Genomic DNA, 21,872 nt, shown 5'->3' with positions numbered 1-21,872 from the left:
AGCCTAGAGCGACCTCAGCAGCTGTCGGCGAAGCTGCGACGCGGATGCTCGGGCGAACTCACATCGACGATCGCACTCGCCCCGAACCGCGGCCCCGCCTCGGCCTGGTACAGCGCATCCGCCCCGAGCACCTCGGTCGGCAGCTCGGCGTGCCGGCCTTCGAGGTACGCGGTGAAGTTCAGCTGCCCGCGCAGCCCGGGCCGCTGCAGGAACGGCCCGTCGAGCACGAGCACCGCATCGGCCGGAGCCGTGAGCCAGCGCGCCTCGGCCGGCACGTCACGCGCCGCGTCGAAGGCAGTGGTCTGGAAACCGGTGCTGCCGGCCATCCGGAACGACTCGAGCAGCACCCGCTTCAGCGTGTCCACGTCGTAGCGGTCGAGGTAGTAGCCGTCGGCCGAGTGCTCGCCGAGCGCGAGACGCTCGGCCCGCGGACGCTGGAAGTCGTCGAGCGAGGCCCGCACCGCTTCGACGCCCGTGCGCGCGAAGGCGGCCGCCAGCTCGTCGGCGAAGTCACGGGTGTGCTCGACACCGTCGACCCCCACGATCACACGGCCCAGTCGGTAGTTGTGACGGATCTCGGCAGCCAGCGTGTCGGCGTAGACGCTCGCGGGAGTAGCAGGGTCGACCATGCTCCGAGCCTACGCTCACGCACCTGTTAGCGTGTCAGGCGTGAACAGTGCGGCCGACAAGACTCAGAAGCCCACGCCCAGCGGCATCCTCCTCGTCGACAAGCCCGCCGGCTTCACCAGCCACGACGTCGTCGCCCGCACCCGCCGCCTCGCCCAGACCCGCAAGGTCGGCCACGCCGGCACCCTCGACCCGATGGCCACCGGCCTGCTCATCCTCGGCATCAACAGCTCCACCCGCCTCCTCACCTACCTCGTCGGCCTCGACAAGGAGTATCTGGCCACCATCCGCCTCGGCGCGAGCACCACCACCGACGACCGCGAGGGCGAGCTCGTCGAGCGGGCCGCCGCCGGCGCCGTGGAGGCCCTCGACGACGAGAGCATCGACCGCGCGCTCGACGCCCAGCGCGGCATCATCGAGCAGATCCCGAGCTCGGTCAGCGCCATCAAGGTCGACGGCCAGCGCGCCTACGCCCGCGTGCGCGCCGGCGAGGACGTCGTGCTGAAGAGCCGCACAGTCACGATCGACGAGTTGGAGGTGCTCGGCGGGGGCCGGGCCGGCGTCGACGACGAGGGCCATCCCGTGCTCGACGTCGACGTGCGCGTCGTCTGCTCGTCGGGCACCTACGTGCGCGCCATCGCCCGCGACCTCGGCGCAGCCCTCGGCGTCGGCGGGCACCTCACGAGTCTGCGACGCAGCCGGGTCGGCCCGTTCCAGGTGGCGGATGCTCCGCCCCTCGATCAGCTCCAGGCCCTCGTCGAGGCGGGCGAACCGCTCCCGCTCCGCGCGCCGGCCGACGTGGCCCGGTCCCTCTTCCCCGTGCTCGACGTGGACGCCGCCGAGACCGCCGCCCTCGGCCACGGCCAGCGCATCCGGGTGACCGACGAGCTGCCCGACGGCCCCGTCGCCGCCATCACCGCCGCCGGCCGACTCGTCGGCCTCGTGCAGCGCGAGAAGACCAAGGCCAAGAGCATCGTCAACTTCCCGCCGGACGAGTACGAGGGCGAGCACCAGCACGAGACCGAGAACGAGGGCCCCGCATGATCGAGTGGTTCACGATCGTCCAGGTCGCCGTGGCCGTGCTGGCGGGCATCCTGTGCGTGGTGCTCGGCCTCGCCGGCCGCAAGCCCACCGACCTGACCATGGGGGCCACGGCCCTCGTCGAGGTGCTGCTGATCGTGCAGCTCGTGGTCGCGATCGCTGCACCCGCGTTCGGCAACACCCCTTCCGGCGACCCGCTCGAGTTCTGGGTGTACCTCGTCTCGGCCGTGCTGCTGCCCGTCGCCGGGGGCTTCTGGGCGCTCGTCGAGCGCAGCCGCTGGAGCACCGTGATCCTCGGCGCGATCTGCCTGGCCGTGGCGGTGATGGTCTACCGCATGAACGTCATCTGGTTCGTGCAGGGAAGCTGACCGGGTGCCATAAACTTCTAGAGCCATGGCTCACGACACCCTCGCTCCACCCCCTCCCCGCAGCCGAGCCCGGGGCATCGGCCGGGTGCTGATCGCGGTTTACGCCATCCTGGCGCTCGGAGCCACCGGCCGGTCGGTCGTCGAGATCATCGGCAAGTTCGACCAGGCATCCTTCGCCTACACGCTCTCGGCCGTCGCCGCCGTGGTCTACATCGTCGCCACCGTGGCGCTCATCGCCCCGGGCCGGGTCTGGTACCGCATCGCCTGGGTCACCATCACCTTCGAGCTGATCGGGGTGCTCACCGTCGGCACCCTGAGCCTGTTCCTGCCCGAGCTGTTCGCGAAGGCCTCCGTGTGGTCGTGGTACGGCGCCGGGTACCTGTTCATCCCGCTCGTGCTCCCCGTGCTCGGCATGCTGTGGCTGCGACGCACCCGATGAGGGCGTACCGCTCGCTCGCCGAGGTGCCGGCGGGCTTCGGCCCCAGCGCGGTCACGATCGGCAAGTTCGACGGCGTGCACGCCGGTCATCGCGCCGTGATCGCCGAGCTCATCGACGTCGCCGCCACCCGCGAGCTCACGAGCGTCGTCATCACCTTCGACCGCCACCCGCTGGCCCAGCTCGATCCCCGGCTCCGGCCCGAGGCCCTGCTCGGCAACTCCCAGCGCCTCGAGCTGCTCGAGGAGACCGGGGTCGACGTCACGATCTTCCTGCCCTTCGACGAGGCCCTCGCCTCGATGACCCCGCGCGAGTTCGTCGAGCGCGTGCTCGCCGGCGTCTGCCGCACCGAGGTCGTCATGGTGGGGGAGGACTTCCGCTTCGGCGCCAGGGGCCGCGGCGACATCGACACCCTCCGGGAGCTCGGCGGCGAGTTCGGCTTCGACGTCGACCTCATCCCCGACGTGCGGCCGGCCGAGGAGCGCAAGGTCTCCTCGACCTGGATCCGGGAGCTGCTCGCCGACGGCGACGTCGAACGGGCCAGCGAGCTGCTCGGCCGCCCGCCCACCGTGCGCGGCATGGTGGTGCACGGCGCCAAGCGAGGCCGCGAGCTCGGTTTCCCGACCGCCAACCTCTCACCCGAGTCCGAGGGGCTCATCCCCGCCGACGGCGTCTACGCCGGCTGGCTGACGGATGCGGGGCGGCGCTACCCCGCCGCGATCTCGGTCGGCAACAACCCCACCTTCGACGGCGTGCCGCAGAAGCAGGTCGAGGCCTACGTGATCGACGAGGACCTCGACCTCTACGACCACGTCGTCGACGTCTCCTTCGTCGCGCGCATCCGGGGCCAGGTGAAGTTCACCGGCATCGACCCGCTGATCGCCCAGATGGACGACGACGTGCTGCGCGCCCGCCGCGTGCTCGATGACGCCCGCTGAGGTGCGGGCCCGGCCGCTCTGGCAAGGTCGCACGGTCGCGCTGCTCGCCGTGGTGCTCGTCGGCCTCAACCTCCGCACCGCCGTCGCCGCGCTGTCTCCCATCTACGACCGCATCGGCGAGGACTTCGCCATCGGCGCCATCGGCATCGGCTTCCTCGGCACGCTGCCGCCCGTGAGCTTCGCGGTGGTCGGGCTGTTCGCCCCCGCCCTGCACCGCCGCTTCGGCGTGGAGCGGGTGATGATCGTGGCGATCGTCGCCATCCTGCTCGGGCATCTGGTGCGGGCATCCTCGGGCTCGTACCTCGTGCTCGTGCTGGCCAGCGCCGTCACCTTCGCCGGCATGGGTGTGGCCAACGTGCTGCTGCCCCCGCTCGTGAAGACGTACTTCCCCGACCGCATCGGGCTGCTGACGGCGCTGTACGCGACCATCATGGCCATCGGCGCGACCCTGCCCCCGCTCGTCGCCGTGCCGGTGGCCGACGCGAGCAGCTGGCGGGTGTCGGTGGGCATGTGGGCCGTGTTCTCGGTTCTGGCGCTGGTGCCGCTCGTGACCCTGCTGGCGAGACGGATGCGCGAGCGGCGCGGTGGGGGAGCAGCGGCTGACCCGGCCGGTGCCGACGCGCGTGTCGCTGGGCAGCCCGCCGCCGATCAGCGTTCCGCCGATCAACCAGTCGAGCGTCGCAAGGGCTTCGCCCGCGTGCTCCGCTCGCCGGTCGCCTGGTCGCTGATGTTCGTGTTCGCCCTGACCTCGGTGAACGCCTACGCCATGTTCGCCTGGCTGCCGAGCATCCTGACCGACGTCGCCGGGGCCTCGGAGGCCGAGGCGGGCGCCCTGCTCTCGCTGTTCTCCGTGATGGGGCTGCCCGCCGCCCTGCTCGTGCCCATCCTCGCCACCAGGATGAAGACGGTCGGCCCGCTGATCGCCGCCGGCGTCGTGTTCTACCTGCTCGGCTACGGCGGCCTGCTGCTCGTGCCCGGCGGCCCGCTCTGGCTGTGGGTGGCCTTCATCGGCCTCGGGCCGCTGCTGTTCCCGCTCTCGCTCGTGCTGATCAACCTGCGCACCCGCACCCACGAGGGCTCGGTGGCCCTGAGCTCGTTCGTGCAGTCGATCGGCTACGGCATCGGCGCCCTCGGGCCGCTGGTCGTGGGCGTGCTGCACGACACGACGGGCGGCTGGACGGTTCCGCTGCTGTTCCTCGTGGGCACCGCCCTGGCGCTCACGGTCAGCGGTATCGTGGTGGCCCGACCGCGCATGCTCGAAGACGAGTGGTAGCGCTCCGGGCATCTCAGGCGACTGCGCGGAGGCGCGTGAGAGAATCGAAGGATGCGGGACGACCGGACGGGTCGCCTCCGCGACAGATCAGGAAGTGACGTCGTGACGATTGAAAGAGCGGTCAGTCCCGCGCAGCGCGCCGTGGAGGTGCTCGGGGGCGACCTGACGGAGGCCACCCTCAAGCGGTACCTCGACGGGCTCCCCGGAGTCGACGCCGTGGGCCTCGAACAGCGCGCCGCGTCGCTCGGCACGCGGTCGATCAAGACCACGTCGAAGGCCTGGGCCCTCGACCGCATCATCGGGCTGATCGACCTCACCACCCTCGAGGGCGCCGACACCCCTGGCAAGGTGCGCTCGCTCGTGGCCAAGGCGCTGGTTCCGGATGCGGGCGACCCCGCGACGCCCCGCGTCGCCGCCGTCTGCGTCTACGGTGACATGGTTCCCTACGCCGTCGAGGCGCTCGGCGACGCCCACGCCGCCGGCCGGGTGACCGAGCCCGGAGACGGGCTGATCAACGTCGCCGCCGTCGCCACCGCCTTCCCCTCGGGCCGCGCCGCCCTCCCCGTGAAGCTCGCCGACACCGCCGACGCGGTGGCCGCCGGGGCCGACGAGATCGACATGGTGATCGACCGCGGCGCCTTCCTCTCGGGCCGCTTCGGCCACGTCTTCGACGAGATCGTCGCCGTCAAGGAGGCCTGCCGACGGGCCGACGGCTCATTCGCGCACCTCAAGGTCATCCTCGAGACCGGTGAGCTGAACACCTACGACAACGTGCGCCGGGCGTCCTGGCTCGCCATCCTCGCGGGCGGCGACTTCATCAAGACCTCCACCGGCAAGGTGGCCCCGGCCGCCACGCTTCCCGTCACCCTGCTGATGCTCGAGGCCGTGCGCGACTGGCACCGCCTCACCGGCGAGAATATCGGCGTGAAGCCGGCGGGCGGCATCCGCTCGTCGAAGGACGCCATCAAGTACCTCGTCACCGTCGCCGAGACGGTGGGCGAGGAGTGGCTCCAGCCGCACCTGTTCCGCTTCGGGGCCTCGAGCCTCCTCAACGACGTGCTGCTGCAGCGGCAGAAGCTCAGCTCCGGGCACTACTCCGGCGCCGACTACGTCACGATCGACTAGGACCACACGATGTCATTCCTCGAATACGCCCCGGCTCCCGAGTCGACGGCGATCCTCGACCTGAAGCCCGAGTACGGGCTCTTCATCGACGGCGAGTTCACGCCGGCCGCGGGGGAGTCGTTCCTGACGATCTCGCCCGCCACCGAGAAGCCGATCGCGCGCATCGCCAACGCCACCGACGTCGACGTCGACCGCGCCGTGGCCGCCGCCCGCAAGGCCTACGACAAGACCTGGTCCCGCCTGTCCGGGCGCGACCGCGGCAAGTACCTGTTCCGCATCGCCCGGCTCGTGCAGGAGCGCGCCCGCGAGCTCGCCGTGGCCGAGTCGCTCGACAACGGCAAGCCGATCAAGGAGAGCCGCGACGTCGACGTGCCGCTCGTGGCCGCCTGGTTCTTCTACTACGCCGGCTGGGCCGACAAGCTCGAGTACGCCGGCGCCGGCTCGAACCCGCGGGCGCTCGGTGTGGCCGCCCAGGTCATCCCGTGGAACTTCCCGCTGCTCATGCTGGCCTGGAAGATCGCGCCCGCCCTCGCCGCCGGCAACACGGTGGTGCTGAAGCCGGCCGAGACCACCCCGCTCACGGCGTTGCTGTTCGCCGAGATCCTGCAGCAGGCCGACCTGCCCGCGGGTGTCGTGAACATCGTCACCGGTGCGGGCGACACCGGCCGGGCGCTCGTCAACCACCCCGACGTGAACAAGGTGGCCTTCACCGGGTCGACCGCCGTCGGCCGCGAGATCGCGCGCTCCACCGCCGGCACCGGCAAGAAGCTCACCCTCGAGCTCGGCGGCAAGGCAGCGAACATCGTCTTCGACGACGCGCCGATCGACCAGGCCGTCGAGGGCATCGTCAACGGCATCTTCTTCAACCAGGGCCACGTCTGCTGCGCCGGATCGCGGCTGCTGGTGCAGGAGTCGATCCACGACGAGGTCGTCGAGCGCCTGAAGTCGCGCCTGGAGACCCTGCGCGTCGGCGACCCGCTCGACAAGAACACCGATGTCGGCGCCATCAACAGCGCCGAGCAGCTGGCGCGCATCCGCGAGCTCAGCGAGATCGGCGAGGCCGAGGGCGCCGAGCGCTGGAGCCCCGCGTGCGAGCTGCCGGAGAACGGCTTCTGGTTCGCACCCACGATCTTCACCAACGTCTCGACCAGCCACCGCATCGCCCGGGAGGAGATCTTCGGGCCGGTGCTGTCGGTGCTGAGCTTCCGCACGCCCGCCGAGGCGATCGCCAAGGCGAACAACACCCCCTACGGCCTCTCGGCCGGCATCTGGAGCGAGAAGGGCAGCCGCATCCTCGCGGTCGCCGACAAGCTGCGCGCCGGTGTGATCTGGGCCAACACCTTCAACCGCTTCGACCCGGCGTCGCCTTTCGGCGGCTACAAGGAGTCGGGCTACGGCCGCGAGGGCGGTCGTCACGGCCTCGCCGCCTACTTGACCTCCACCGCGAAGGAAGGGCAGCGATGAGCTCCCACATCTCCGTTCCCAAGACCTACAAGCTCTACGTGAACGGCGCCTTCCCGCGCAGCGAGTCGGGCCGCGTCTACGAGGTGCTCGACAGCAAGGGCCGCTTCCTGGCCAACGCCGCTCAGGCGTCGCGAAAGGATGCGCGTGACGCCGTCGTGGCGGCACGCGCCGCCGTCGGCGGCTGGTCGGGCGCCACCGCCTACAACCGCGGCCAGGTGCTCTACCGCGTGGCCGAGGTGCTCGAGGGGCGCCGCGCCCAGTTCGAGGACGAGATCGTCAAGCAGGAGGGCGTGTCGGCGTCGGCCGCCCGCGACCAGGTCGATGCGGCGATCGACCGCTGGGTCTGGTACGCCGGCTGGGCCGACAAGTTCGCGCAGGTCACCGGCAACGCCAACCCGGTGTCGGGGCCCTACTTCAACCTCTCGGTGCCCGAGCCCACGGGAGTGGTCGCGATCGTGGCGCCCCAGGACTCGGCCCTGCTCGGGCTGGTCAGCGCCGTGGCGCCCGCGCTCGTCGCCGGCAACACCGTCGTGGTCGTGGCGAGTGAGGCGCATCCGCTCTCGGCCATCACCCTGGGTGAGGTGCTCGCCACGAGCGACCTGCCCAAGGGTGTCGTGAACGTGCTCACCGGATCGCCCGCCGAGCTCGCACCGTGGCTCGCGAGCCACGCCGACGTGAACGCGCTCGACCTCGTGGGCGCCTCGGCGCTGGAGTGGATCGACCTCGAGATCGCTGCGGCCGAGACCCTGAAGCGCGTGCTGACGCCCGAGGAGGGCCCCGACGCCGCCACGCCGAGTCTCGCCCGCATCTCGGCGTTCACCGAGACGAAGACGGTGTGGCACACGAAGGCGCTGATCTAGCGGGCTGACAATCCGTCGGCGGCCGATGATCTGTCGGGTGCCCGATGGTGAACAAGGCACCTGACGATCCGTCGGGCCCCGGTCCGCAAGGGGCTTGCGAGGGCTAGCGTGAAGGGTATGGAATCCCGACGTTTGGCCCTCGTCACGGGCGCGACCGGCTACATCGGAGGGCGCCTCGTGCCCCGACTGCTCGACGCGGGCTTCGACGTGCGGGTGCTGGTGCGTACCCCCGAGAAGCTGCGCGACGTGCCCTGGGCGGCGTCGGTCGAGATCGTGCAGGGCGATCTCGGCGATGCCGAGTCGGTGCGGGGTGCCGTCGAGGGTGTCGACGTCTTCTACTACCTCGTGCACTCGATGGGCGGAAAGGGCGACTTCGAGAAGAGCGAGGAGATCGCGGCGCACAACGTCGCGACCGCGGTGGCCGAGGCCGGCGTGAAGCGGGTCGTCTACCTCGGCGGTCTGCACCCCGAGAGCGGTGAGCTGTCGCCCCACCTGCGGTCGCGGGTCGCCGTCGGCCGCATCCTGCTCGAGTCGGGCGTGCCCACCGCCGCCCTGCAGGCGGGCGTCGTGATCGGCTCGGGATCGACGTCGTTCGAGATGGTGAGGCACCTCACCGACGTGCTGCCCTACATGCCGGCACCGAAGTGGGTGCGCAACCGCATCCAGCCCATCGCCGTGCGCGACGTGCTCTACTACCTGGTCAAGGCCGCCGAGCTGCCGCCCGAGGTGAACCGCACCTTCGACATCGGCGGGCCCGACGTGCTGCGCTACGGCCAGATGATGAACGGCTACGCCCTCGAGGCCGGTCTCGCCCAGCGGCCGATCGCCGCCCTGCCCGTTCTGACGCCGTGGCTCGCGTCGCAGTGGGTGAACCTCGTCACGCCGATCCCGCGCGCGCTGGCCGTGCCCATCATCGCCTCGCTGCAGTTCGACTGCGTCACGCACGAGCACGACATCCGCAGCTACATCGACGACCCCGAAGGCGGGCTCACGCCCTACCGTCGGGCCGTGCGTCTCGCGCTCGGCAAGATGAAGGCCGGAGAGGTCGAGACCAGCTGGCAGGACGCCTTCGTGCCCGGCGCGGTGAGCGACCCGCTGCCGAGCGACCCCGACTGGGCCGGTCACACGGTCTACCTCGACGTGAAGCAGCGCCGCACGCCCGCTCCCGCCGACGAGCTGTGGCGCGTGATCGAGGGGATCGGCGGCGAGAACGGCTGGTACTCCTTCCCGATCGCCTGGGCCGTGCGCGGCTGGATGGACAAGATCGTCGGCGGCGTCGGCCTCCGCCGAGGCCGCCGCAGCCAGACCGAGCTGCACACGGGCGATGCGCTCGACTTCTGGCGGGTCGAGCAGATCGACCGCGGGTCGTTCCTGCGCCTGCGCGCGGAGATGAAGGTGCCGGGCGGTGCGTGGCTCGAGATGCGGGCCACGCCGTCCGACGACGGAGGCTCGATCTACGATCAGCGCGCCATCTTCTTCCCGCGCGGCCTCGGCGGCCGGTTGTACTGGTTCGCGATCCTGCCGTTCCATGGCGTGATCTTCAACGGGATGGCCAACCGCATCACCGAGACGGCCTTGCTCGCGGCCAAGAAGGACCGCGCCCGGGAGGCCTCGGCCGAGCAGGCCGAAGCGGGGATCGTCGCCCCCGGGTAAAATGGGGATCTACTTCACCTGGAGGTGCGGATGTCCGGAAAGCCCAAGACCGTCTTCGTCGGAGACAGCCTGATCGAAGGCGGACGCTGGCAGGAGTGGTTCCCCGAGCTCGAGGCCGTCAACCTCGGCGTCGGCGGCGACACCACCGAGGGGCTCATCGCCCGGCTCGACGAGGTGGCGGCCGAAGACCCCGACACCGTCGTGCTGCTGATCGGCACCAATGACGTCGCCAACCGGCGGGGCATCGAGCAGGTCGTCCGCGGCATCGAGACCGCGCTGGTGAACATCCGGGCCGCGCAGCCCGACGCACGCATCCTGGTGCAGTCGGTGCTGCCGCGCGGCGCCGAGTACGCCGAGTTCGTCAAGGAGATCAACCGTCACGTCTGGCAGTTCGCCGCCACCGTGCGCGCGCACTACCTCGACCTCTGGCCCGTGATGGCCGTCGAGTCGGGCGAGCTCAACCCCGACTTCACCGAAGACCGGCTGCACCTGAACGAGGAGGGCTACAAGGCGTGGCTGTCCGAGCTCGAGCCCGCCCTCGAGCGGGTGCACGACCTGCCGCCGTCGAGCCGTCCGATCCGGCTGCCGGAGCTGCAGGCGCAGCTGAACGCCGAGAAGAGCGGCGAGTAGCTAGAGCCCGTCGCTGGCGCAGTTGCGCTAGAGCCGCCTCAGCAGGCGCTCGAAGAAGCGGATGCCCGTGAACCACGTGTGCACGTGCATCCGCTCGTTCTTGGCATGCAGCGTCGCGCGCTCGTCGGCCGACATCTCGAACGGGCTGAAGCGGTAGACCGAGCGGCTGTGCGGGGAGAACCAGCGTGAATCGGTGGCACCCGTCTGCACGTAGGGCGTGACGACCGTACCCGGATAGCTCGCGACGATCGTCTCGGCGAGCAGTTGCCAGTCGGGGCCGTCCATGCGGGAGACCCGGGCGGGATCGTTCTCCATCGTGGATTCCACCCGCACCAGCGGATCGGCGATCGAGCGCTCGAGGTGCCGCCTGGCCTCGTCGACGGTCGAGCCCACCGCGATGCGCACGTTCACGACGGCCTGGGCGCGTTCGGCGAGGGCGTTCGGCGCGGACGAACCCGAGAGCTGGGTCACCGCCATGGTGGTGCGCACCATCGCGGCCGTCTCGTCGCTGAGGCGGGCGAACACGGGCACGATCAGCGAGCGGAACAGCCCGGCCCGGGTGAAGACCGCGCGCAGCGGATCTCTCGCGTGCGCGCCGATCGTGGCGATCATGCGGGCCGTGACCGGGTTGAGCGCGGCCGGGAACGGGTGCCGCTCGAGGCGCGTGATGGCCCGGGCCAACCGGTTCGTGGCGGTGTCGGCCGGGGGAGTGGACGCGTGCCCGCCCCGTTGCTCCACCGTGAGGGTGAAGTTCGTCGTGCCCTTCTCGCTCACGCCGACCACCGCGACGGGCACCTCGACCGTGGGGAAGGCCCGCTCGATCACGGCACCGCCCTCGTCGAGCACGAGACCGAGGTCGACGCCGCGCTCGTGCAGCGCGCGGGCGGCGGCCTCGGCGCCGGTGCCCGCGGTCTCCTCGTCGTGGCCGAAGAGCAGGTAGACGTCGTGTTCGGGGGTGACGCCGGCGGCGAGCGAGCGCTCGACGGCCTCCAGCACGGCGGCGACCGAGCCCTTGTCGTCGAGCGTGCCGCGGCCCCAGAGCACGCGATCGGCGCCGTCTCCGGTGACGTCGGCGGCGAAGGGGGGATGCTCCCAGCCCTCGTCATCGGCGACCACGACGTCGTAGTGGCCCATCAGGATGGACGCACGGCCGGCGACTCGGCCGGGCCAGCGGAAGAGAAAGGTGCGGTCGAGCATCCGTTCGAGCTCGAGGCGCTCGTGCACGAGCGGGTAGAGCTCGCGGAGGGTCGCGGCGAAGAGGTCGAAGGCGGCCTCGTCGCGCTCGGCCGGAGCCACCGACATCGTGGGGATGCGAATCAGGGTGCGGAGGCGCTCGAGGGCGGCCTCGTCGTCGGGATCGGGGGCGGCGGGCGCGGTGGCCGAGGTCACGCCGGCACCTCGGCCGGGCCGACCGGGGCCGTCGGGGCATCCGGGGCCGTCGGGGCCTCCGCGGCCGGCGGGCGGGCGCCGAGCCGCTGGATCGCGACGGCCGCGCAGCGCACACCCTCGCGGCCCGCCCGTTCGAGGCGCTCCTCGTCGATGGTCTCGGGGTCGAGGCTTCCGCTCGTGAGCAGGGCGTGCACGAAGCCGGCGCTGAAGGCGTCACCGGCTCCGGTGGTGTCGACCGGGTCGACCAGCAGGGCCGGCAGGCGCACGACGAGTGGATGCCCGTGCCCCCGCCGAACCGCGGCGAGCACCCCGCCCCGCCCCATCGTGAGCGCCACCACCGGGGCGTGCTCGAGCAGCGCGATCGCGACCGCCTCCGGATCATCGGCCCCCGTCAGAGCGCGCCCCTCGTCGAGGTTCGGCAGCAGCACGGTCGCGCCGCGGGCCGCGTCGAGCACGGTGGCGGCTCCGTGGTCGGCGATGAAGCCCGCCGAACCGGGATTGACCGAGACCGACATGCCGGCCGCGCCCGCGTCGGCGATGAGAGCGGCGCACGATCGCACGGCGCTGAGGCGCTCCGACCCGGGCACGTCGTTGAAGAGCGAGTAGCCGGTGAGGTGCAGGTGGGCGCCCGGCTCGAGCAGGGAGCGGTCGATGTCGGCCGGGCCCGTGAGGCTGTTGGCTCCGCGCTCGGTGAGCATCGTGCGGGTGCGGTCGGGCTGCAGCACCACGACGATGGTGCCCGTCGGCCGGTCGGGGTCGCCGACGAGGTGGGCCGCGACCCCTGACTCCGCGAGCTCGACCGCGTGCCGCTCGACGTCGGCCGCGCCGACCCGCCCGAAGAAGTGCGACTCGGCGCCGAGGTGGCCGAACCAGGCCGCCGCGTTCGCCGCCGACCCGCCCGAACGCCGCTCGATCGTCGCCGAGGTGTCGGTGTCGGGGCGGATCTCGCCGGCCGGGGTGACGATGATGTCGTCGAAGACGTCGCCGAACGCGATCACCCTCGGCACGGGCTAGACCGCGGTGCCGATGGGAGCGGTGCTGTCCGTCGGCGACCCGCTGTTCAGGGCGCTCCACGACCGGGCGATGCCGCCCGCGAGCCGCACGTTGTTGCGGGCGATGTCGAGATTCACCTCGAGGCTGCGCCCGCCCGACTCCTCGACGATGAAGCCGAGCAGGAACGGTGTGACCGCCTTGCCCGAGACGCCCGCGGCGTCGGCCGCGGCGAAGGCGGTGGCCAGCACGCGGTCGTGCTCCTCCGGGTCCCACTGCTGGTCGGCGGGCAGCGGGTTCGCCACCACGATGCCCTGGCCGTGGCCGAGCAGGTCCTGTCCGCGCATGACCCGGGCGATCTCGTCGGTGTCGTCGACCGACCAGTCGATCGTGTAGCCCGAGGTGCTCAGCCAGAAGCTCGGGAAGTCGGTGGTGCGGTAGCCGACCACCGGGACGCTCAGCGTCTCGAGGCGCTCGAGCGTGGCGGGGATGTCGAGCACCGACTTGACCCCCGCCGAGACCACCGTGACCCCCGAGAGTGCGAGCGCCGAGAGGTCGGCCGACTCGTCGAAGGTGTCGGAGGCGCCCCGGTGCACACCCCCGAGACCGCCCGTGGCGAAGACGCGCACGCCGGCGCGCCCCGCGAGGTAGGCCGTGGCCGCCACCGTGGTGGCTCCGCTCGCGCCCTTGGCCGAGAGGATCGGCAGGTCGCGCACGCTGGCCTTCGTCATGTCCTCCTCGGCGATGCGGCGCACGCCGTCGTCGTCGAGGCCGATGCGCGGAACGCCGTCGAGCACCGCGATCGTGGCGGGAGTGACCCCCGCGTCACGGAGGATCGCCTCGAACTCCCGCGCCGCCTCGAGGTTGCGGGGGCGGGGGAGACCGTGCGAGATGATCGTCGACTCGAGAGCGACCACGGGGCGGCCGGCCGCGAGGGCCTCGGCGACCTCGTCGGAGAGCCGGAAGGCCTCGGTCTGGATGCCGCGCGCCATCAGTGCAGCCGCGCCTTGAGCGCGGCCACCGGGTCGGCGGCGTTCAGGATGCCCGGCCCGAAGCGGAGCATCGTCACCGTGTGCGACACGGGACCTGCGCCGGCCGAGAGCCGCACCGCGACGGTCGCGCGCTCCCAGGTCAGGATGGCCTCCTGGGCCAGCTGCACCGTCAGGCCGAGGGGCTGCGTGTTGCCCGAGCGCACGTCGGGAAGCGAGTAGCCGCCGAGGCCGGCGAGCGTCGAGTAGACCTCCGAGACGTCTTTCTGCGGCAGCGGCACCGCGCCCTGGCCGGCGAAGACGGTCACGAACAGCCGCGCGGCGAGCTCCTCGGGATCGGCGGTCCAGAGCCCCTCTGGGCCTGCGAAAAGGGGGGTCGAAGCACCCGACGTGAATGACATGGGTTCACCCTACCGAGCGCCGCGTAGGATTGGCGAGACATGAGCGCGCGACAGACCACCCCCGACTTCACCCGCCCCGCGCTCGCCCCCGGGCTGCTCGGCGCGATCGCCCTGGTGGCCTTTCTGGCCGTGATCGGCGACGACGGCTGGTTCACCGTGGCGCGCTTCGTCATCGCCATCCTCGCCCTGATCATGCTCGTGTTCGCCGTGCAGGCGAAGCAGTGGTGGTGGCTGCCGCCGCTCGCCGCCATCGCCGTGCTGTGGAATCCCGTGCTGCCGATCGACCTCCCGCTGATCGGCTGGCAGATCGCCCACGGCGTCGGCGCGATCGTCTTCATCGCCAGTGGCCTCCTGATCAAGGTGCATCGCGTAGACTGAGCGCGTCACGGGATCTCCCGCTCCTCGGCTCGACCGCGATTCCATCGCCCTGCTCGACCGCCCGAGATGCTGAACCCCCCAGGATGCTCTACCGTCCTGGCCCGTGCATTCCGCCTCACTGTCCAGGAGGACTCTTGTCAAGGTCCGGCAACCGCCGTTCGCGAACCGCAGACAACACCGGTCTGATCCCGATCCTCGCCCGCAAGGTGCGCGAGGTCGAAGCCGCCGCCCAGCGCGGCAAGGTCGCCCCCGCCAACCGCACGAAGTTCCTCGTGGTGGCGCTGCTGATGCGCGAGGAGCGCGCCGGCATCAAGGGCGACACGACCCTCGGCGACGCCGAGCGGGCCGAGCAGCTCAAGCGCCTCGACGGCATCGCGTCGATCCTAGCCCGCACCGCCGCGCGCGACACCTCGCTGATCGCCCTGCTCGAGAACGACGCCCCGCTCTCGCCCGCCGCCCGGAGCCTGCGCCGAGAGTACCTGGAAGACGCCGGCTACGAGGTGCCCGACGACGAGCCGGAGGCGCCCGCGCCCACCGCCACCGTCGTGCCGCCGGAACTCGCCGAGCGCCAGGTCGTGCCGGTGTCGGTCAAGTCGCGCCAGCTCGCCAACCCGTTCATGGCCCCCGACCTCACGCCGGCGAAGCCGCACGGTGTCGGCCGGCTCTCGAACTGGGAACTGCTCGGCCCGCTCTACCGCGCCTTCGAGTACGGTGCCGGCGGGCGCGCCGCCAGCATGGAGTTGCCCGAGGCGCCCACGATCGACCGGCTGTCCCCTCCCGGTCATGAGCTGATGGTGCACCAGTCCCGCTTCCTGCAGAGCGTGCAGGCGGGGCACCGCACCTTCCTGCTCGCCGACGAGCCCGGTCTCGGAAAGACGGCGCAGTCGCTGCTGGCCGCATCCGTCGCCGACGCCTACCCGCTGCTGGCCGTCGTGCCGAACGTGGTGAAGATGAACTGGGCCCGCGAGGTCGAGCTCTGGACCCCGCACCGCCGGGCCACCGTCGTGCACGGCGACGGCGAGACGCTCGACGCCTTCGCCGACGTCGTGGTGGTCAACTACGAGGTGCTCGACCGGCACCTGTCCTGGCTCGGCAGCATGGGCTTCCGCGGCATGGTGGTCGACGAGGCGCACTTCATCAAGAACATGACGTCGCTGCGGTCGCGCAACGTGCTGGCGCTGGCCGACCGCATCCGGCACACCGCCCCCGGCGGCAACCCGCTGATGATGGCGCTCACCGGAACGCCGCTGATCAACGACGTCGACGACTTCCGGGCGATCTGGCAGTTCCTCGGCTGGATCGACGGCGACAAGCCCGGCCCCGAGCTGATGGAGCACCTCGAGGAGATCGGCCTCACCCCCGCCGACGCGGGCTTCTTCGCCGAGGCGCGCGAGGCCGTGATCGACATGGGCATCGTGCGGCGTCGCAAGATCGACGTGGCCGCCGACCTGCCCGCCAAGCGCATCGTCGACCTGCCGGTGGAGCTCGACGACGACTTCGGCCGCTCCATCCGCGAGGCCGAGCGCGAGCTCGGTGCGCGCCTGGTCACCCGCTACCGCCGCCTCGTCGCGGCCCGGGCCAACGCCCGTGGCGACGAGGTCGACGACCTGCCCGACGACGACCTGATGCGCCTCGTGGCCCGCCAGGAGCTCGAGGACACGCAGGCCACCGAGGACGGCCTGAACGTCTTCACGATGGTGCGCCGCATCGGCACCGCGAAGGCCGGCCTCGCCGCCGACTACACCGCGCAGCTCGCCCGCTCGGTGGGCAAGGTGGTCTTCTTCGCCAAGCACATCGACGTCATGAACGCCGCCGAGGAGCTGTTCGCGAAGCGCGAGCTGAAGACGGTGTCCATCCGGGGCGACCAGTCGGCCGCGCTGCGCCAGCGCGAGATCGACGCCTTCAACAACGACCCCGAGGTGGCCGTGGCCGTCTGCTCGCTCACCGCGGCGGGCGTCGGCCTCAACCTCCAGGCCGCGTCGAACGTGGTGCTGGCCGAGCTGTCGTGGACGGCGGCCGAGCAGACCCAGGCCATCGACCGCGTGCACCGCATCGGCCAGGCCGAGCCGGTCACCGCGTGGCGGATCGTCGCGGCGCAGACCATCGACACCCGCATCGCCGAGCTGATCGACTCGAAGCAGGGTCTCGCGGCCCGCGCGCTCGACGGCTCCGACCAGGCGATCGGCTCGACCGACAGCGTGCAGCTCGACGCCCTCGTGGGCCTGCTGCGCTCGGCGCTCGAGGACTAGCGCGAGCGGCCGAGCACGTCGAGCGTCCAGGCGTATTCGTAGGAGACCTCGCGCCAGCGCTCGTAGCGGCCCGAGACGCCGCCGTGGCCGGCCGACATCTCGGTCTTCAGCAGCACGGGTGCGCCCACGTCGCGCAGCCGCGCCGTCCACTTCGCGGGCTCCACGTAGAGCACGCGGGTGTCGTTCAGGCTCGTCACGGCCAGGATGCGCGGGTACTCCTGCTCGGTCACGTTCTCGTACGGCGAGTACGACTTCATGTAGGCGTAGACCTCGGGGTCGTGCAGCGGGTCGCCCCACTCGTCCCACTCGATCACGGTCAGGGGCAGCGACGGGTCGAGGATCGACGTCAGCGCGTCGACGAACGGCACCTGCGCGAGGATGCCCGCGAACAGCTGCGGCGCCAGGTTCGCCACCGCGCCCATCAGCAGGCCACCGGCGCTGCCGCCCTGCGCCACGAGCGTCGACGGCGCGGTGAAGCCGAGTTCGATCATCCGCTCGGCCGCACTGACGAAGTCGCTGAAGGTGTTCTTCTTCGTGAGCGTCTTGCCGTCTTCGTACCAGTGCCGACCGAGCTCGCCGCCGCCGCGCACGTGCGCGATGGCGAAGGCGACCCCGCGGTCGACGAGCGACAGCCGCGCCACCGAGAAGCCGGGGTCGATCGAGGACTCGTAGGAGCCGTAGCCGTAGAGCACCATCGGCGCGGGCTCCCCGGCGTCGAGCACACCGCGGCGCGCCACGAGCGAGACGGGGACCCGCGTGCCGTCGGCCGCCGTCGCCCACTCGCGCCGCTGCTCGTACGCGGCGGGGTCGTAGCCGCCGAGCACCGCCTGCTGCTTCAGCAGCGTCGAGGTGCCGGTGGTGATGTCGTGGTCGAACACCGACGACGGGGTGACGAACGAGGTGTAGCCGAAGCGGATGGTCGGCTGCTCCCACTCGGGGTTGCCCGAGGTGCCCACCGAGAACAGCGGCTCGTCGAACTCGAGCTCGGTGAATGAGGCGCCCGCGAGCGAGGTGGTGTCCGCCTCCAGCGGCAGCATCGCGATGCGGGTGAGCCCGTCGCGGCGGTAGTCGACGGTGAGGTGGCCGGCGAAGGCGTCGACGTCCTCGAGGCGTACGGCTTCGTCGTGGGCGATCACGGTCTCCCACGAGGCCGTCTCGAGCGGATGCGCGGGATCGACGGCCACGAGCTCGAAGTTGAGCGCCCCGTCGTTGTGCAGCACGAGCAGGCGGTCGCGGCCGCCGACCACCGCGTGCTCGACCGCGTACTCCACCCCCTCGCGGCGGGGCCAGACCACCTGGAAGCCGGCCTCGGGGTTCTCGGTGTCGAGCAGCAGCACCTCACTGGTGATCTTCGAGCCGACCGCGATCTCGAGGTAGCGGCGGCTGCGGGTGAGGCCGACGCCGACCCAGAACCGCTCGTCGGGCTCGGTGAAGACCACCTGGTCGTCGCCGCCCGCGGTTCCGACGCGGTGCTGCCAGATGGTGTCGGGGCGCCACGCGTCGTCGACGGTGGGGTAGTAGACGCTCTCCCCGTCGCCGGAGAAGACCGCACCTGGGAAGGTGTCGGCCACCTCGTCGAGCAGGTCCTCGCCCGTGTCGAGGTCGCGGATGCGCAGGGTGTAGCGCTCGTCGCCGACGACGTCGACCGCGTAGGCGAGCATCCGCCCGTCGGGGGAGACGTCGAAAGAGCCGAGCGAGTAGAACTCGTGCCCGGCGGCCTGCTCGTTGTCGTCGAGCACCACCTGCTCGCCGTCGATCGGCGCGCCCGGCTCGATCGACGGGGGAGTCCAGTCGTCGGCCGAGGCGATGGGCGCGCGGCAGTGCACGCCGTACTGCGAGCCCTCCGCGGTGCGGGTGTAGTACCAGTAGCCGCCGTCGCGCACCGGCACCGAGAGGTCGGTCTCCTGGGTGCGGCCCTTGATCTCGTCGAAGATCTCCTGGCGGAGCCCCGCGAGGTGTGCGGTGGCCTCCTCGGTGTAGGCGTTCTCGGCCTCGAGGTAGGCGACGACCTCGGGATCCTCCTTGTCGCGCAGCCACTCGTAGGGATCGGAGACGGTGTCACCGTGGTGCACACGGTCGAACGGGACCTTGCGGGCGCGGGGAGGGAGCGATGCCATGACTCCAGCGTAGATCGCCGTGGAACATGAACGGCGGGTGAACGAATAGGGTTGCAGGGTGGATCTCACCGTCGTCGTCGTGCTCGTCATCGCGCTGGCCCTGTTCTTCGATTTCACGAACGGCTTCCACGACACGGCGAACGCCATGGCCACGCCGATCGCGACCGGAGCGCTGAAGCCCAAGGTCGCCGTGGCGCTGGCCGCCGTGCTCAACCTCGTGGGCGCCTTCCTCAGCACCGAGGTCGCCAAGACCATCTCGGGCGGCCTGATCAAGGAGGGCGACGGGGGCGTGCAGATCATGCCCGAGATGATCTTCGCCGGCCTGATCGGCGCGATCGTCTGGAACCTGCTGACCTGGCTGTTCGGCCTGCCCTCGAGCTCCTCGCACGCGCTGTTCGGCGGCCTGATCGGGGCGGCCGTCGTGGGCGCCGGGTTCGGCGTCGTCGACTACAGCGTGCTCGTGTCGAAGGTCATCCTCCCCGCGCTCGTCGCCCCGCTGGTGGCCGGGCTCGTCGCGTTCGTCGCCACGCGCCTCGCCTACGCGATCACCCGCATGCCGAGCGACAGCACCCAGTCGGGTGTGCGCGGGCGGTTCCGCTACGGCCAGATCTTCTCGTCCTCGCTCGTGGCGCTCGCGCACGGCACGAACGACGCGCAGAAGACGATGGGTGTGATCACCCTCACGCTGATCGCGTCGGGCCTCCAGCCCACGGGCTCGGGGCCGGAGTTCTGGGTGATCATCACCTGCGCCCTCGCGATCGCGCTCGGCACCTACATGGGCGGCTGGCGCATCATCCGCACCCTCGGCGCCGGGCTCACCGAGGTCAAGCCGGCGCAGGGCTTCGCCGCCGAGACCAGCACGGCGGCCACCATCCTCGCCTCGAGCCACCTCGGCTTCGCTCTCAGCACCACTCAGGTCGCGTCGGGCTCGGTGATCGGCTCCGGCCTCGGCCGCAAGGGCGCCTCGGTGCGCTGGCGCACGGCCGGCCGCATCGGCCTGGGTTGGCTGATGACCCTGCCCGCGTCGGCGATCGTCGGCGCCCTGGCCGCGTTCGTCGCGGGCATCGGCCCGGCGGGCCTGCTGATCGACCTCGTCGCGGGCGTCGCCATCATCGTGACGATCTTCGTCGTCTCGCGCCGCAACAACGTCGACGCGAAGAACGCCCTGAGCGAGGTCGACGCGGCGACCATCGCGGTGCGCACCCCGAAAGCGACCCGCCGCAAGCGAAAGGCCACGAAGTGATCGACTGGGGAGCGTTCCTGATCGTGGCGGCCGCCGCCCTCGTGTCGACCGCCGTGGTGGTCAGCCTGTACTCGTTCGGGCTGCGGTTCCAGAGCCTCACCCACCCCGACGCCACCACCGGCGAGCCGGTGCGGCCGGGCTGGGCGCGGCTGCTGTCGTACCTCTGCTTCGCGCTCAGCATCGGCGCGGTGCTCTTCGGCATCTACTTGATAGTGCCGTTTCTGCACGGCTGAACCTACGATGACGGCATGACCTCAGATCCGATCGTCGCGCCCCTCACCCCGGTCGTCCCCGTGCTGCGCTCGGGCTTCGACGAGGGGGTCACCCGTTCGCTGCGCTGGCGCGTCGCCCAGCTGCAGGCGATGAAGCGGATGCTCGGCGAGAACTCCGCCGCCTTCGAGGACGCCCTCTTCGCCGACCTCGGCAAGAACCCCACCGAGGCCGCCCTGACCGAGCTCAACGTGGTGGTCGCCGAGATCGACCACACCCTGAGGCACCTGCGCGGCTGGCTGCGCCCGCGCCGCGTGCCGGTGCCGCTCGCCCTCGCCCCGGCCGCCGCCTCGACGATGCTCGAGCCGCTCGGCGTCGTGCTCGTCATCGCGCCCTGGAACTACCCGCTCCAGCTGCTGCTGGAGCCCGCCGTCGGCGCTCTCGCGGCCGGCAACGCGGTGGTGCTGAAGCCCAGCGAGCTCGCGCCGGCCACCTCGGCCGCCCTCGCGGAGCTCGTGCCGCAGTACCTCGACGAGCGCGCCGTCGCCGTGGTCGAGGGCGGGGTCGAGGTGACCACCCAGCTGCTGGCCGAGCGCTTCGACCACATCTTCTATACGGGCAACGCCGCCGTCGGCCGCATCGTGATGACGGCGGCCGCCCAGCACCTCACGCCGGTCACCCTGGAGCTCGGCGGAAAGTCGCCCGTCTACGTCGACGACACCGTCGACCTCGCGGGCACCGCGCGGCGGATCGCCTGGGGCAAGTTCCTGAACGCCGGCCAGACCTGCGTCGCGCCCGACTACCTGCTGGCCACCCCCGAGGTCGCGGCCGCGCTGGCGCCGCACCTCGTCGCCGCGATCGCGGAGCTCTACGACGGCGACCCGCGGTCGAGCGCGAGCTACGGCCGCATCGTGAACCAGAAGCAGTACGACCGGCTGAAGGGCCTGCTCGGCAGCGGCACCGTGCTCACCGGCGGGCGCACGGACGACCGCACGCGGTACATCGCCCCGACCGTGCTCGGCGACGTCGGCCGCGACGCGCCCGTGATGCAGCAGGAGATCTTCGGGCCGATCCTGCCGATCGTGACGGTCAGCGGGCTCGACGACGCCATCGCGGTCATCCGGGCCGGGGAGAAGCCGCTCGCGCTCTACGCGTTCACCGAGTCGCCGACCGCCCGGCGGCGCATCCTGACCGAGACCTCGTCGGGAGCCGTCGGCTTCGGGGTGCCGGTGGCGCACCTCACCGTGCCCGGCCTGCCGTTCGGCGGCGTGGGCGAGAGCGGACTCGGCGCCTATCACGGGCGGCGCAGCATCGAGACGTTCAGCCACGAGAAAGCGGTGCTCAAGAAGAGCCTCGTGCCCGACACGCTGAAGCTCGTCTATCCGCCGTACACCGAGCGCAAGGACGGTTTCGTGCGCGGGCTCCTCCGGCGGCTCAGCTGACCGTCGCCCGGAACGCCCGAGAGTAGAGTCGATGCCGTCCCGCCACGAG

At 71.4% G+C, this 21,872-nt stretch carries 21 protein-coding genes; 15 read left to right on the top strand and 6 right to left on the bottom strand.

What is annotated here, in order from left to right; all coding sequences use genetic code 11:
* Positions 1-14: 14 nt before the first annotated feature.
* Complete coding sequence (locus tag NVV95_RS10775) at positions 15-629, bottom strand: nucleoside/nucleotide kinase family protein (RefSeq protein ID WP_259486553.1); 615 nt, start codon at positions 627-629, stop codon at positions 15-17.
* 40 nt (positions 630-669) lie between these two features.
* On the opposite strand from NVV95_RS10775, the gene truB reads away from it, so the two are divergent.
* The 10 genes from truB to NVV95_RS10725 all read left to right on the top strand — a co-directional run bounded on the left by truB (position 670) and on the right by NVV95_RS10725 (position 10,415).
* On the top strand, positions 670-1,671 hold the full coding sequence (truB, locus tag NVV95_RS10770) for a tRNA pseudouridine(55) synthase TruB (RefSeq protein ID WP_259486552.1): 1,002 nt from the start codon (positions 670-672) through the stop codon (positions 1,669-1,671).
* Positions 1,668-2,036, top strand: coding sequence for a hypothetical protein (locus NVV95_RS10765; protein ID WP_194681498.1), 369 nt, complete (start codon positions 1,668-1,670; stop codon positions 2,034-2,036). Before truB ends, NVV95_RS10765 begins: the two co-directional genes overlap by 4 nt.
* A gap of 25 nt (positions 2,037-2,061) precedes the next feature.
* Entirely contained in the window at positions 2,062-2,475 is a 414-nt protein-coding gene (locus NVV95_RS10760) for a hypothetical protein (protein WP_259486551.1), read from the top strand.
* Positions 2,472-3,410, top strand: a complete 939-nt coding sequence (locus NVV95_RS10755; protein WP_259486550.1) for a bifunctional riboflavin kinase/FAD synthetase — start codon at positions 2,472-2,474, stop codon at positions 3,408-3,410. Before NVV95_RS10760 ends, NVV95_RS10755 begins: the two co-directional genes overlap by 4 nt.
* Positions 3,397-4,683: an MFS transporter gene (locus tag NVV95_RS10750; protein ID WP_259486549.1), complete on the top strand. Its 1,287-nt coding sequence runs from the start codon at positions 3,397-3,399 to the stop codon at positions 4,681-4,683. The genes NVV95_RS10755 and NVV95_RS10750 overlap by 14 nt, the downstream gene beginning before the upstream one ends.
* Before the next feature lie 102 nt (positions 4,684-4,785).
* Positions 4,786-5,808, top strand: coding sequence for a deoxyribose-phosphate aldolase (gene deoC, locus NVV95_RS10745; RefSeq protein ID WP_259486548.1), 1,023 nt, complete (start codon positions 4,786-4,788; stop codon positions 5,806-5,808).
* Between the two features lie 9 nt (positions 5,809-5,817).
* Positions 5,818-7,272, top strand: coding sequence for an aldehyde dehydrogenase family protein (locus NVV95_RS10740; protein ID WP_259486547.1), 1,455 nt, complete (start codon positions 5,818-5,820; stop codon positions 7,270-7,272).
* Positions 7,269-8,132 carry an aldehyde dehydrogenase family protein gene (locus NVV95_RS10735; protein ID WP_259486546.1) on the top strand — a complete coding sequence of 288 codons (864 nt, stop codon included), beginning with the start codon at positions 7,269-7,271 and terminating at the stop codon, positions 8,130-8,132. Before NVV95_RS10740 ends, NVV95_RS10735 begins: the two co-directional genes overlap by 4 nt.
* A gap of 117 nt (positions 8,133-8,249) precedes the next feature.
* Entirely contained in the window at positions 8,250-9,785 is a 1,536-nt protein-coding gene (locus tag NVV95_RS10730) for an SDR family oxidoreductase (RefSeq protein WP_259486545.1), read from the top strand.
* A 30-nt stretch (positions 9,786-9,815) separates the two neighbouring features.
* Positions 9,816-10,415: a GDSL-type esterase/lipase family protein gene (locus NVV95_RS10725; RefSeq protein ID WP_259486544.1), complete on the top strand. Its 600-nt coding sequence runs from the start codon at positions 9,816-9,818 to the stop codon at positions 10,413-10,415.
* A gap of 27 nt (positions 10,416-10,442) precedes the next feature.
* Here NVV95_RS10725 and NVV95_RS10720 read toward each other — a convergent pair whose 3' ends face one another.
* From NVV95_RS10720 to NVV95_RS10705, 4 genes are read right to left on the bottom strand one after another with little or no spacing between them, the layout of a single operon-like run.
* Positions 10,443-11,804, bottom strand: a complete 1,362-nt coding sequence (locus tag NVV95_RS10720; RefSeq protein WP_259486543.1) for a M20/M25/M40 family metallo-hydrolase — start codon at positions 11,802-11,804, stop codon at positions 10,443-10,445.
* Complete coding sequence (locus NVV95_RS10715; protein ID WP_259486542.1) at positions 11,801-12,811, bottom strand: carbohydrate kinase family protein; 1,011 nt, start codon at positions 12,809-12,811, stop codon at positions 11,801-11,803. The genes NVV95_RS10720 and NVV95_RS10715 overlap by 4 nt, the downstream gene beginning before the upstream one ends.
* A gap of 3 nt (positions 12,812-12,814) precedes the next feature.
* A complete protein-coding gene (locus NVV95_RS10710; protein WP_259486541.1) occupies positions 12,815-13,786 on the bottom strand; it encodes a pseudouridine-5'-phosphate glycosidase in 972 nt (323 codons plus the stop codon).
* Positions 13,786-14,184, bottom strand: a complete 399-nt coding sequence (locus tag NVV95_RS10705; RefSeq protein ID WP_259486540.1) for a hypothetical protein — start codon at positions 14,182-14,184, stop codon at positions 13,786-13,788. The genes NVV95_RS10710 and NVV95_RS10705 overlap by 1 nt, the downstream gene beginning before the upstream one ends.
* Before the next feature lie 39 nt (positions 14,185-14,223).
* Here NVV95_RS10705 and NVV95_RS10700 point away from each other — a divergent pair, with 39 nt between their 5' ends.
* The gene (locus tag NVV95_RS10700; RefSeq protein WP_259486539.1) at positions 14,224-14,562 is read left to right on the top strand and encodes a DUF6804 family protein; all 339 of its coding nucleotides are present in this window, start codon (positions 14,224-14,226) and stop codon (positions 14,560-14,562) included.
* A 134-nt stretch (positions 14,563-14,696) separates the two neighbouring features.
* Positions 14,697-16,811 (top strand): DEAD/DEAH box helicase, encoded by a 2,115-nt coding sequence (locus NVV95_RS10695; RefSeq protein WP_259486538.1) that lies wholly within the window; start codon positions 14,697-14,699, stop codon positions 16,809-16,811.
* Here the strand turns inward: NVV95_RS10695 and NVV95_RS10690 are convergent.
* On the bottom strand, positions 16,808-18,928 hold the full coding sequence (locus NVV95_RS10690) for a S9 family peptidase (RefSeq protein ID WP_259486537.1): 2,121 nt from the start codon (positions 18,926-18,928) through the stop codon (positions 16,808-16,810). The two genes, NVV95_RS10695 and NVV95_RS10690, sit on opposite strands and share 4 nt — an antisense overlap.
* Before the next feature lie 58 nt (positions 18,929-18,986).
* Here NVV95_RS10690 and NVV95_RS10685 point away from each other — a divergent pair, with 58 nt between their 5' ends.
* From NVV95_RS10685 to NVV95_RS10675, 3 genes are read left to right on the top strand one after another with little or no spacing between them, the layout of a single operon-like run.
* Positions 18,987-20,171 carry an inorganic phosphate transporter gene (locus tag NVV95_RS10685; protein WP_259486536.1) on the top strand — a complete coding sequence of 395 codons (1,185 nt, stop codon included), beginning with the start codon at positions 18,987-18,989 and terminating at the stop codon, positions 20,169-20,171.
* The gene (locus NVV95_RS10680) at positions 20,168-20,404 is read left to right on the top strand and encodes a hypothetical protein (RefSeq protein ID WP_259486535.1); all 237 of its coding nucleotides are present in this window, start codon (positions 20,168-20,170) and stop codon (positions 20,402-20,404) included. Before NVV95_RS10685 ends, NVV95_RS10680 begins: the two co-directional genes overlap by 4 nt.
* Before the next feature lie 15 nt (positions 20,405-20,419).
* Positions 20,420-21,823 (top strand): aldehyde dehydrogenase family protein, encoded by a 1,404-nt coding sequence (locus NVV95_RS10675; protein WP_259486534.1) that lies wholly within the window; start codon positions 20,420-20,422, stop codon positions 21,821-21,823.
* Positions 21,824-21,872: the final 49 nt, after the last annotated feature.

Source organism: Herbiconiux gentiana (genome assembly GCF_024978135.1).
Lineage (GTDB): Bacteria > Actinomycetota > Actinomycetes > Actinomycetales > Microbacteriaceae > Herbiconiux > Herbiconiux gentiana.
The sequence above is the reverse complement of the archived record's forward strand: the minus strand, read 5'-3'. Positions and strand labels throughout refer to the sequence as shown.

Coding starts and splice junctions, on each gene's coding strand:
- NVV95_RS10705 (WP_259486540.1), bottom strand. CDS start 14,184: ATGTCATTCACGTCGGGTGCTTCGACCCCCCTTTTCGCAGGCCCAGAG.
- NVV95_RS10760 (WP_259486551.1), top strand. CDS start 2,062: ATGGCTCACGACACCCTCGCTCCACCCCCTCCCCGCAGCCGAGCCCGG.
- NVV95_RS10750 (WP_259486549.1), top strand. CDS start 3,397: ATGACGCCCGCTGAGGTGCGGGCCCGGCCGCTCTGGCAAGGTCGCACG.
- NVV95_RS10775 (WP_259486553.1), bottom strand. CDS start 629: ATGGTCGACCCTGCTACTCCCGCGAGCGTCTACGCCGACACGCTGGCT.
- NVV95_RS10755 (WP_259486550.1), top strand. CDS start 2,472: ATGAGGGCGTACCGCTCGCTCGCCGAGGTGCCGGCGGGCTTCGGCCCC.
- NVV95_RS10740 (WP_259486547.1), top strand. CDS start 5,818: ATGTCATTCCTCGAATACGCCCCGGCTCCCGAGTCGACGGCGATCCTC.
- NVV95_RS10730 (WP_259486545.1), top strand. CDS start 8,250: ATGGAATCCCGACGTTTGGCCCTCGTCACGGGCGCGACCGGCTACATC.
- NVV95_RS10690 (WP_259486537.1), bottom strand. CDS start 18,928: ATGGCATCGCTCCCTCCCCGCGCCCGCAAGGTCCCGTTCGACCGTGTG.
- NVV95_RS10735 (WP_259486546.1), top strand. CDS start 7,269: ATGAGCTCCCACATCTCCGTTCCCAAGACCTACAAGCTCTACGTGAAC.
- NVV95_RS10710 (WP_259486541.1), bottom strand. CDS start 13,786: ATGGCGCGCGGCATCCAGACCGAGGCCTTCCGGCTCTCCGACGAGGTC.
- NVV95_RS10765 (WP_194681498.1), top strand. CDS start 1,668: ATGATCGAGTGGTTCACGATCGTCCAGGTCGCCGTGGCCGTGCTGGCG.
- NVV95_RS10675 (WP_259486534.1), top strand. CDS start 20,420: ATGACCTCAGATCCGATCGTCGCGCCCCTCACCCCGGTCGTCCCCGTG.
- NVV95_RS10725 (WP_259486544.1), top strand. CDS start 9,816: ATGTCCGGAAAGCCCAAGACCGTCTTCGTCGGAGACAGCCTGATCGAA.
- NVV95_RS10700 (WP_259486539.1), top strand. CDS start 14,224: ATGAGCGCGCGACAGACCACCCCCGACTTCACCCGCCCCGCGCTCGCC.